This window comes from Ruegeria sp. YTSC003, from assembly GCF_059609785.1.
On the sequence record NZ_JBXWMK010000006.1, the window covers coordinates 257,034 to 267,055 of the forward strand.

9 protein-coding genes are annotated in these 10,022 nt (G+C 53.6%); 6 read left to right on the forward strand and 3 right to left on the reverse strand.

Going from position 1 to position 10,022, the window contains the following annotated elements:
• Positions 1–425: 425 nt before the first annotated feature.
• Entirely contained in the window at positions 426–2,021 is a 1,596-nt protein-coding gene (locus AC2FFH_RS13675) for a GMC family oxidoreductase (RefSeq protein ID WP_496767328.1), read from the reverse strand.
• A 109-nt stretch (positions 2,022–2,130) separates the two neighbouring features.
• On the opposite strand from AC2FFH_RS13675, the gene AC2FFH_RS13680 reads away from it, so the two are divergent.
• From AC2FFH_RS13680 to AC2FFH_RS13695, 4 genes are all read left to right on the forward strand, one after another.
• Positions 2,131–3,369 (forward strand): TRAP transporter substrate-binding protein, encoded by a 1,239-nt coding sequence (locus AC2FFH_RS13680; protein WP_496725938.1) that lies wholly within the window; start codon positions 2,131–2,133, stop codon positions 3,367–3,369.
• A gap of 66 nt (positions 3,370–3,435) precedes the next feature.
• A complete protein-coding gene (locus tag AC2FFH_RS13685; RefSeq protein WP_496725939.1) occupies positions 3,436–4,101 on the forward strand; it encodes a TRAP transporter small permease in 666 nt (221 codons plus the stop codon).
• Positions 4,101–5,459, forward strand: coding sequence for a TRAP transporter large permease (locus AC2FFH_RS13690; protein ID WP_170561336.1), 1,359 nt, complete (start codon positions 4,101–4,103; stop codon positions 5,457–5,459). Before AC2FFH_RS13685 ends, AC2FFH_RS13690 begins: the two co-directional genes overlap by 1 nt.
• A gap of 11 nt (positions 5,460–5,470) precedes the next feature.
• The gene (locus AC2FFH_RS13695; protein ID WP_496739001.1) at positions 5,471–6,250 is read left to right on the forward strand and encodes an IclR family transcriptional regulator; all 780 of its coding nucleotides are present in this window, start codon (positions 5,471–5,473) and stop codon (positions 6,248–6,250) included.
• A gap of 208 nt (positions 6,251–6,458) precedes the next feature.
• Here the strand turns inward: AC2FFH_RS13695 and AC2FFH_RS13700 are convergent, their stop codons facing one another.
• Positions 6,459–7,376 carry a DMT family transporter gene (locus tag AC2FFH_RS13700; protein WP_496844602.1) on the reverse strand — a complete coding sequence of 306 codons (918 nt, stop codon included), beginning with the start codon at positions 7,374–7,376 and terminating at the stop codon, positions 6,459–6,461.
• Positions 7,377–7,451: 75 nt separating this feature from the next.
• Between AC2FFH_RS13700 and AC2FFH_RS13705 the strand changes: the two genes are divergently transcribed.
• Positions 7,452–8,330 carry a LysR family transcriptional regulator gene (locus tag AC2FFH_RS13705; protein WP_496844603.1) on the forward strand — a complete coding sequence of 293 codons (879 nt, stop codon included), beginning with the start codon at positions 7,452–7,454 and terminating at the stop codon, positions 8,328–8,330.
• Positions 8,331–8,545: 215 nt separating this feature from the next.
• Positions 8,546–8,866, forward strand: coding sequence for an acyl-CoA thioesterase (locus tag AC2FFH_RS13710; protein ID WP_496844605.1), 321 nt, complete (start codon positions 8,546–8,548; stop codon positions 8,864–8,866).
• Between the two features lie 215 nt (positions 8,867–9,081).
• Here the strand turns inward: AC2FFH_RS13710 and AC2FFH_RS13715 are convergent, their stop codons facing one another.
• A complete protein-coding gene (locus tag AC2FFH_RS13715; RefSeq protein ID WP_496767320.1) occupies positions 9,082–9,594 on the reverse strand; it encodes a carboxymuconolactone decarboxylase family protein in 513 nt (170 codons plus the stop codon).
• Between the last annotated feature and the right edge of the window lie 428 nt (positions 9,595–10,022).

Consider the following 10,022-nt stretch of genomic DNA (forward strand, 5'->3'; position numbering starts at 1 on the left):
TAACTCACTCATTTCAGATACTGATCTTGTTAAGGAAACTCGAAATTCCGCAACTCGGTTTCACCAGCTTTTGTTTCAAAAACTGTTACATTCCAACCGCGCTCTTTTCCTACGGTCGCGGCCCAAAGAAATAAGTCTCAGCCGGTTGCAGACAGCCATTACCCATTGTCGTCGATCTTGAGCAGTACAGCGTGACTAACTTTCCAATCATATTGGTCAAAAGGCCGACCTTGGCATTCTCAATGCCATCTCTGTATTTCTGTCCAACAAGTAAGCCGCTTTTTGATCCGTATAGCTAAACGATTCAAAGCAGACTTTCGTTGTACCGCGATCAACGTGCGTGTTTGTGCCAATTTCTGCGACGTGTCCCAACTTGCGGAACTTACCTATGTCGGACCGGCATAACGATACGTAGTGCCCAAAACTCACTTGTTTGCGCTTAGCAACTCACTGGCTTTTTCTCCGATCATAATCGCTGGCGCATTGGTATTGCCGCTGACGATTTCCGGCATGATTGAGCAATCGGCGACGCGCAGATTTTCGATCCCTTTGACCTTCAGGTTTGGGTCCACAACAGAGCTTTCCGAGGTGCCCATCGCGCAGGTGCCTGTCGGGTGATAAATTGAGACAGAATTCGAGCGCGCCCAATTTAGAGTGCCTTCATAGTCATCGCGCGATAGATCCGAGGTTGGTCGGAACTCTTCAGAAATCTTAGAAGCCAGTGGATTATGCCGGGCGATGTCCCGCGCGATGTTCACGCCGTCGACGATCGTTGTGCAATCAGTTTCCGTCGACAAATAGTTTGGAATGATCTTGACGTAACTGGCCGGATCGGGGCCATCCAGACGCAGTTCTCCGCGGCTTTCCGGCCTCAGCTGACAGACGGACATTGTGAAGGCTGAAAACGGGTGCACGCCCTCTCCGGGGCTGTCGGCAGACCAGGGTTGAACGTGGAATTGAATGTCAGGAGTCTGAACTTCGGGGCGGGTTTTCAGAAATCCGGTGGCCAGGCTGGCCGCCATTGTCATGGGTCCGGCCCGGAATAGTGCGTATTTCAGCGCGATCCGCGCCTGATTGAACAGGCTACGCACTTCATCATTCAGCGTTGGCTCGTTGCATTTGAAAACCAGGCGTGCCTGCAAGTGATCCTGCAGCCCTTTGCCGACGCCGGGTAGCGAGTGAACGGGTTCAATGCCGTTGGCCTTCAGATGATCTGGATCTCCGATGCCTGATAACATCAAAATCTGAGGTGAGTTGATGGCACCACCGGACAAGATGATTTCGCGGCGCACTTTGATCAACTTCACTTCACCCGACCGGTCGCGATAAAGAAGTCCGGTTGCTTTTTTTCCGTCCAGTTCGACCTTGGTCACCAATGCTCGGGTAATGATGTTCAGGTTCGGCCTGTTCCTGATCGGTTTGAGGTATGCAACGGCGGCACTGCAACGACGACCATTACGAGTGGTCAGTTGAAAGTAGCCAACGCCTTCCTGATCGGCCCCGTTGTAGTCAGGATTAAACGGGTAACCCGCCTCTTGGGCGGCGGCGACCCAGGCGTCACAGATTGGTCGCTGAATGCGCATGTTGGATACCGACAGCGGGCCGCCCGTACCGTGAAACGCGTCTTCGCCGCGTTCCTGATCCTCGCTGCGTTTGAACAGAGGCAAGACGTCATCCCATCCCCAGCCAACGTTGCCCATCTGACGCCAGCGGTCATAGTCCTCTTTCTGACCGCGAACATATAAAAGCCCGTTCAACGAGGATGATCCACCAAGGACCTTTCCGCGCGGCCAATCGATCGAGCGTCCATTCAAACCCGGATCTGGTTCAGTGCGGTAACACCAATCCAATGAAGGGTTATGCATGGTTTTGAAGTATCCAACCGGTATGTGAATCCACGGGTTGGTGTCAGGTCCGCCAGCTTCCAACAATGCCACTGTTGTGCTGGGGTCAGCGCTTAGCCGATTGGCAATGACACAGCCCGAAGAGCCTGCTCCGACGACTGCATAATCCACCTCCATGACGGTCTCCTCCCAAGGTAACTGAAAAAAACACTATGCAAATTGCTGGAACTATACTAGCATTTTTTGATACAAAACGTCTCAATAATTGCGATCAGGGAGGTAAGCAATGGAGATCGGTAAGAAACTAAGCGGTGTCTCACGGCGGGATTTTTTCCGTGTAGCCGGGCGCTATGGCATGAGTTCAACGCTGCTGGCAGCGGGTGGCTTTGGCGGCGCAATGAGTTTGGCCAATTTGGCGCAAGCTGCAGAATCAACTTATGAAAAAAGGTTCTCGAAAGAACCCAAGCACACGCTGAAATTCGGTGCATCAGGTTTCAATACGCGCAACCTGCTGATCGAACGGGCAGGGGCCATCGAATTCGCCCGAGATCTGGAAGAACGCACAGACGGTGAGATTCGGATCGAGTTCATTGGCGACAACCAGATCTGCGGACAGCTGAGTTGTGTTGAGAAGACGCAGCAGGGAATCGTCGACATCTATGCGGCGTCGACCCAGAACTCTGCGGGCGGTGCGCCATATCTGAACGTGCTGGACTATGCCTATATGTTCCCCAGCAGGGCGGCCCAATATCATTTCTTCTACAGTCCCGAAAGCCAGCGCATTCTGCGAGACCCCCTCGAAAAGCGCCACGGGCTGAAGTTCCTGTTCACCCATTGTGAACTGCGCGGCCTGCAAATGGGCTCGACCTTCTCTGACAAACCTACAGTCACCAAACTGGAAGAACTGTTCGGGACAAAGAACCGTGTGACAGGGACACAGCTAGGCCGGATCGCCATGCAGCTACTGAACCTGAATCCGGTACCGGTGGCGTGGGAAGAAACCCTGGATGCCCTAAAAACCGGCCTGATTGACGGGGCGGAGACCTGGGCATCAGCCGTTGCATACGCGAACATGGCTCCGGTCGTTTCCCAATCTGTGAACCTCAAGTTCTTCTGCGGAACCGAACACACGTCGATGTCAGCCAAGGTGTTCGACGGACTAGGTGGAGAGCTGCAGGACGCCGTTATGGAATCGTCCTATTTCACACAGGCCCTTATTCAGGGTGCGAACGAAGCTGCACTGCTGAACACGGTCGGTTTCTCGGATCCGCAGCTGCCCAACACGATCTTTGCCGAAAACGGTGTTCGTGCGGCGTTCCTGGCTGACGATCAGATCAAGCTGGCCGAAGAGATGTGCGCGCCGAACTTCAATCCTGAACCATGGGCGCAGTGGCGTGAGCGACTGAACAAATGGGCAGGTGGCATCGACACCTATCAGGAAATCTACGACATCGCGCGCGAAATTCCGGCAGACACACTGCCCGAAAACGTTGAGCCCCGCCGTTGGTGGAAAGGCGCGGCCTGATCTAACATTTCGAACCGGCCCCTCGTGGGCCGGTTTCTCTAAACACCGACTGGGAGGACGGGGTTCATGTCATTTTGGGCAGATATCGGGGCAATTTTCAGCGCCTTGCTCACTCGCGATTCATTCGAAATCCAATCCGCATTGGAATCTGACGCCGCCTGGGTTGTCGGCACTGTTGCCGCTGCGCTCGGCGGTTTTCTCGTGATGCTGATCTATCGCAAAGTGCCCTTTGTTGAACGCCACTTCGAACGGTCGATCATGGTCTATTCCTATCTGGCCATTGCGTTGATCATCTTCTGGGGTGTGATTGATCGCTTTGTCTTCAACGATCAGGAACCCTGGTCCACCACCATTCCTCCGCTTCTGTTCATGATAATGGCCTGGTTTGGTGCGTCCTATAATGTCCGCTTGCGCACGCATCTTAGCTTCAGCGAGTTTCGCACCGCGATGCCACGCGGCGGTCAACTGGCGTGTTTGTTTTTGGATGCCATTTTGTGGTTCATCTTTGCAGTAATCGTCATCGTGACCACAACACGCCTCGTGGCGCTGTCGGCCTCGAACTTCCAGATCGTGCTTGGGACAGACAACATCATGCAGTGGTGGTTTCTGTTGGCCGCGCCCGTGTCCTTCTTTCTGATGGTTGGCCGAGTGTTTCAAAACCTTGCTGACGACTTGCACAACTGGAAAACCGGAGAGCCGCTGATCAAGCAGGCCGTGATAGGGGCAGACTGATGACAGACGGAACTTTAGTTACACTTATTTCGCTGGGCGTGACGTTTCTGTTCATGTTGGGCGTACCGGTACTGCTTGTCATCGGATACTGGGTGATCGGATGCTCATTCGTTCTGGGCCTGACACTCGACAACATGGGTGCAGAGCTGCTGAACGTGTTCAACAAAGGCTTCGCCCTGTTGGCGATGCCGCTGTTCATCCTGACCGGGGACCTAATCAACAAGTCGGGGATCGCGCGGCGGCTGAGTGATTTTGCCTATTCCTGTTTAGGCTGGATACGCGGCGGGCTGGCTATGGCATCGCTTGGGGCATGTGGATTGTTTGCGGCGATTTCCGGGTCGAACTCTGCAACGACCGCAACCATCGGTTCAATGCTGCACCCTGAGATGGTTAAAGGCGGCTACGACGAACGCTTTAGCGCGGCCACGGCGGCGGCGGGCGGTACGGTCGGGATCATCATCCCGCCATCCATCATCTTTATCGTCTACGGGTTCTTGATGAACCTTCCTATTTCCGAGCTGTTTGTCGCCGGTATCCTGCCTGGCGCGCTGATGGTCTTTGGCATGCAGTTTGCATGCTGGATCATTTGCCGGATCAACGGCTGGGGCCACTTGATCCCGCTGCAACTGAACCGGATCCTAAAAACCGCCTTTGGCGCCTGGCTTGGGTTCTTTGCCATCGGGCTTGTGCTTTGGGGCATTTATACTGGCAAATTCTCCCCCACCGAGGCTGCGGGCGTCACAGTTGGCTTCTGTGTGATCGCCGGATTGGTCAGTTATCCGATCAACAGAATAATGGGTGCGCGCGACGATGTTTCACCCACCGAAAAGAGCTTTGCTGAAATGTTCGTCGTAGAAGGGTTTACGATCCCTGAGATACCTTCGATCGTGATCCGTTCGGCCCAGATCACCGGCATTCTGGCCCCTCTGATTGCGATCTCGGTTGTCATGCAACAGATCTTGTCGTTGCTTGGCGCACAACAAACGATCGGAGATTTCGTGACTTCGATGGGGGGATATTACGCGGTTCTGTTCACATCGATGGTCATTGTCTTCTTCTCAGGCATGGTGCTGGAAAGCTTGCCCGTGACGATTATCCTTGCGCCGATCCTCGCACCAATTGCTGCGTCGGTGGGTGTGGACCCGATCCACTTTTCGGTGATCTTCCTTGTGGGTGCATCGATTGGGTTTATCACGCCGCCTTATGGTCTGAACCTCTATGTTGCGTCAGGTGTGACAGGCGTGCCGTACTTCCGGTTGCTGCGCTACACCGTTCCGTACCTTGTGGCTCTGCTCTCTGTATGGATTTTGGTTTCTCTGGTGCCTGATCTGGCCTTGATACTTCTGCCAAACAACTAGAGTTTAGCGGAATGGCAAACGCAGATACACGAGAGAAAGAAACCCAAATCCCGACGAACCTGCGTTTGCTATTTCTCCTTGAAGAGGTTGCAAGGCGCGGTGTCGCAGTCAAACCGTCAGACCTGATTGAATCATTGGGTCTGGCAAAACCAACGGTCCATCGGTTGCTGCAAACGGCCGAGGCCGAAGGGTTCCTTCAACGAGACCTCGATGGCCGATCGTATGGACCCGGACCACGGTTGCGAGAGCTTTCGGTAAACACGGTGTCATCGGAGCATCTTCGAACTGCTCGTCTCGCGATCCTTCGGGGCGTCGCCGACGAAATTGGCGAAACCTGCAACCTCGCCATCCCGGATCGGGAAGGAATGATTTATCTGGACCGGGTGGAAACGGAATGGCCCTTGAGGATTCAATTGCCGATTGGCACTCAGGTTCCGTTTCATTGCACTGCCAGCGGAAAGATGTACCTGTCCACGCTTCGTCAAAACACGCTGGATGGGTTTCTTTCCGCCCGTAAGCTGAACCCGAACACCCAAAAAACAATAACTGACCCAGAAGCATTGCGCGCAGAAATCTTGGGTATCGCCCAAAAAGGATACTCAACGGACGACGAGGAATTCATGCCCGGGATGACCGCAATAGCTGTCCCCGTCCTGGATAAACACAATCGGCTTGTGGCAACATTGTCTGTTCACGCGCCAACCCAGCGTCACGAAATGCAAAGTTTAGTGCAGTTTCTGTCGCTCTTGCAGTTTGGAGCAAGCAAATTATCGGGATTGCTTTCGTCATAGAAAAGCGTCGGGATTTAAGCTGCCCTTTGAAGCGACACAAATCTGATCGTTTCTTCTGCCAATTACCCTTTGGGAGATTTCGGCCCTCGGCCAAGCAACGATCTACCGTTATTGCCCCGGATGTTTGAACACGTTGAGGTCCGCTGCGACAGCCAGCAATCAATCTACGAAAAACTGTCTAGCCGCCTGTTTCTTGGCATATATAATGTCATCCTCGGTTGGTGAGTGAAACTCCGGCTATCACCAGCGCACCGCCCACCAGCATGGAAACCTCAACCGGTTCGCGCAAGATAGCCGCCCCAAGGGCTACCCCGAAGACGGGGACGAGATTGGTGAATACTGCCGTACGCTCAGGTCCAAGCGAGTGTACCCCCCGATAGTACCAAACAAATGGCACGACTGTTCCACCAATGGCCAGATAGATGATGGCCAAAGTGCAGGTGAACGTGGGCAATTGCGACAGTTGCACGGGACCGGCGAGCGGCAACCCCAATACCAGAAACACAAACCCAATTAGTGCAGCCCAGGTGGTTGCCGCCAGTGGCGAGAGGCTTCCTAAGGCTTTGCGTCCAAGAAGCGTATAGCCCACCCAACTACCCACCGCTGCCAGCATGAACAATTCTCCCTGCCCAAAACTCTGCCGGACGTCAGTCATCAGTCCGGCAACGTCCCCTCCGCTAATCACGATCACGGCCCCGGCTAGTGCCACACAAATCCCGGCAACTTGCGCAATCGGTAGGAGCCGTCGCGTAATCAGCCCCCCGGCTAGAGCCACGGCTATCGGATTGAAGGCAACAAACAGTGCCGTTCGCGAAGCTGGCATCTCAGCTAGAGCGGCAAAGAAGAACAGGTTGTAAAGGCAGACGCCGGACAGTCCCAGAAGCCCCATCAACACGCTCTGCCGCCAGGTGAGGCGGGGCAAACCACCTTCCGCTTTCCAGACAAGATAAAGCAATACCAGAGACGCCAGGCCAAACCGAGCAGTTGCCGCGACCAGAGGGGGCATTTCACCCGAAACGACGCGGCCGGCAACAAATGTGCCGCCCCACAGGAAGGCCACCATTGAGAGCCGGACGCAAAGCAAAGCGCTCTGCGACGCTATGGGATATGACAGGGCTTGGGACATGGAAACACCTAAAACATCGGATTGCCCATGCCGAATTTCAGTTATACTATGTTATAGTCAAATGAGTATTTACTTATGACTTTTGGCCAGCTTGATATTTTTGTCACTCTTGCCGAAACGCGCGGGTTTACGGCTGCTGCATTGCGACTTGGGATAAGTCAGCCCGCAGTGTCTCATGCCCTCAAGAGTCTTGAGGATGAGCTTGGCATCACGCTTTTTAATCGCACCGTCTCCCCAATCGAACTGACCCCGTTGGGCGAACGACTTCTATCCCGCGCACGCGAAATTCTTGGGCTAGCCGACGCTATGCATCAGGAGGCCTCGGAATATCGTGGAGTGCAGACCGGCAGACTGCGCATTGGGTCTTTTGGTGCAACGTCATCATTGCAGATATTGCCGCGCCTTCTCGAAGCATTTCATGCTGCCCATCCCGGTATCGAAGTACTGATTGAAGAAGCCGCTGACGATGAGATTATCCGTTGGATCGAAGACCGGCGCATTGATCTTGGTTTTGTCGTGTTACCAGATGAACGCTTCCGGACCTGGCCTGTGGCACAGGACCAGTTTGTCGCCTTGGTTGCTGCTGATAATACTTTGGCCAAGCAATCCTCAATCCGATTGGAGCAACTGTGCGAAATGCCATTCATCATGCCGGGTTCTGGTTCTGCCCGGATCATCCGTCGTCTGTTCACGCAGTCCCGTCTTAGCCCAAATGTGCGGTATCGGACATCGCAGATGCTAAGTACTTTGACCATGGTGGCACGCAATCAAGGCGTCTCGGTCGTGGCCGAGATGGCCTTGCCGCCAACGAACGGAAAAGAGGGCTGGGTCAGCAAACCGCTCAATTCAGTCAGGACACGAAAGATTGGGCTAGCGATGCATCCGCACGCAACACCATCCCCTGCGGCGGTCGCTTTTGTTGAGGTCGTAAAAGAAAGTAGAGACGATCTTTGACGACGTGTGCAAGGGAAAGAAGCGACATCTCGATTTGAACTTTTGATTCAATTCGAACATAAGAAAACACCTCTTGAACTAGAGGATTGCCCAGCACAGCGGACATCGGTGTTCCTCATTGTTGACTATCGAATGTCTGCTGTGAGCCCAGAACTGATCTTTGTCGGAGGCCTCCAGGACTGTATGATCCCCGAACTATATCTGGGAGTGAGTTGATGCCAGCGATGATTTCCTTTCGCTCTGTAGTTGACCCGTCTGACTGTGATTCTCTCGGTCACATGAACGTGTCCCGTTACTTTGCTGCTTGCTCAGACGGTGTTTTTGCCATCCAATCGGAAATGGGACTGACGGCAAATGATATGCGAGACGGTCGACGACTTTCATTTGCCGTCGTCAACGCACAAAGCGACTTTCGTGCCGAACTGTCTGCAGGTGATGCGATAAGGTTGGAGACATCTGTCATCGAGATTGGCTCCAAGTCTATGACATTTAGACATCAGCTTATCAGGTCAGAAGGAGAAACCATCGCTTTCTAGACAGTTTTCAAATGTGTTCTATTGAGCCTAGAGACCCGGAGAGCTGCTGAGATTCCAGACGAGGTCCGTTTAACAGCGGCACATTGGTTGGAACCAGAGACATAAACTTCTGAACCATCGGCACTACCGAACTTTGCATCCTTTGCTGGACTCGCATCACGTACGGTTGGGTTTTCTCAAAGCTCCGGTTCGGAGCCCCAAGCCAACCCATTTGGTCACACATCGAGCCCGTTGGCCCTGCCGAAGTCAGTATAGAATGACGTACTGGTCAACTTTGCGACGGTTTCCCCATCAATCGTTTCAGGGTCCCGAGCAACTTTGCTTATACCTGTCCCCTCAACTAGGCGGTTCACCAAGTTGAACACACCACAAACCTGTACCGCATCAAACAACGCACTCTCCGACCACCCGGCTTCATAGACTGCCCGTGCGTCCGCCTCGGTCATACGGGAAGGCGATAGCGTGAGCTTTTTTACAAAAGCCAGGACGGGCTTGAATCGTTGATCGACGGGCGCTGAATGAAGGTTTTCCATCAGCGCTTCAACCAGTTTTGGATCAATGCCGTAGGCGTGGGCAAATACAGTATGCGCATCGTGACAATAGGAGCAGGCATTCAACCCGGAAACGTATGCAGCAATTAACTCTCGTTCGGAGGCGGAAAGCTCACTCGCTCCTCGCATCACAAGGCTCTCGTACTGGCACCAGAGTGAAAGTTTGTCCGGAAACATTTGAAAGACGCTGCCAAGCGTTGCGTCCTCGGGAAGGGATGGAAATAGCCTCTTCAATTGATGACCTCTAAAAACAATGATGCCTAGGCGTACGTGTTGCCCGGATGGCCGCATGGATTTAAGTCTAACAGTATTCGCTTGATCGACAAATGACTGCTTAGTCCGGAGGCTGTGTGAAAACTCTGACCGTTCGGCGAAACATGCCGAAAACTCCTTTTATGTGCATTCTCTCGCGCTTATGAGAGACCATTCGCACAGGCGCTGAAAACGAGCGCGACGAGAGAGTTCGTGGGCCCGAGTTTTCACACAGCCTCTCCGCATAGCGGACATCGGCCCTCCTTATTGTTGACTACTTGACGACATTGCTCAGATCCATGCCGGCGCCTTTGATTACGGCTTCCAGATTGTCCAGGGCCAAGGCGATCTGC

Bases quoted from the DNA above. Each gene is read 5' to 3' on its own strand.
- AC2FFH_RS13690 (WP_170561336.1), top strand. From the start codon at position 4,101: ATGACAGACGGAACTTTAGTTACACTTATTTCGCTGGGCGTGACGTTT.
- AC2FFH_RS13700 (WP_496844602.1), bottom strand. From the start codon at position 7,376: ATGTCCCAAGCCCTGTCATATCCCATAGCGTCGCAGAGCGCTTTGCTT.
- AC2FFH_RS13705 (WP_496844603.1), top strand. From the start codon at position 7,452: ATGACTTTTGGCCAGCTTGATATTTTTGTCACTCTTGCCGAAACGCGC.
- AC2FFH_RS13675 (WP_496767328.1), bottom strand. From the start codon at position 2,021: ATGGAGGTGGATTATGCAGTCGTCGGAGCAGGCTCTTCGGGCTGTGTC.
- AC2FFH_RS13685 (WP_496725939.1), top strand. From the start codon at position 3,436: ATGTCATTTTGGGCAGATATCGGGGCAATTTTCAGCGCCTTGCTCACT.
- AC2FFH_RS13715 (WP_496767320.1), bottom strand. From the start codon at position 9,594: ATGTTTCCGGACAAACTTTCACTCTGGTGCCAGTACGAGAGCCTTGTG.
- AC2FFH_RS13680 (WP_496725938.1), top strand. From the start codon at position 2,131: ATGGAGATCGGTAAGAAACTAAGCGGTGTCTCACGGCGGGATTTTTTC.
- AC2FFH_RS13695 (WP_496739001.1), top strand. From the start codon at position 5,471: ATGGCAAACGCAGATACACGAGAGAAAGAAACCCAAATCCCGACGAAC.
- AC2FFH_RS13710 (WP_496844605.1), top strand. From the start codon at position 8,546: ATGCCAGCGATGATTTCCTTTCGCTCTGTAGTTGACCCGTCTGACTGT.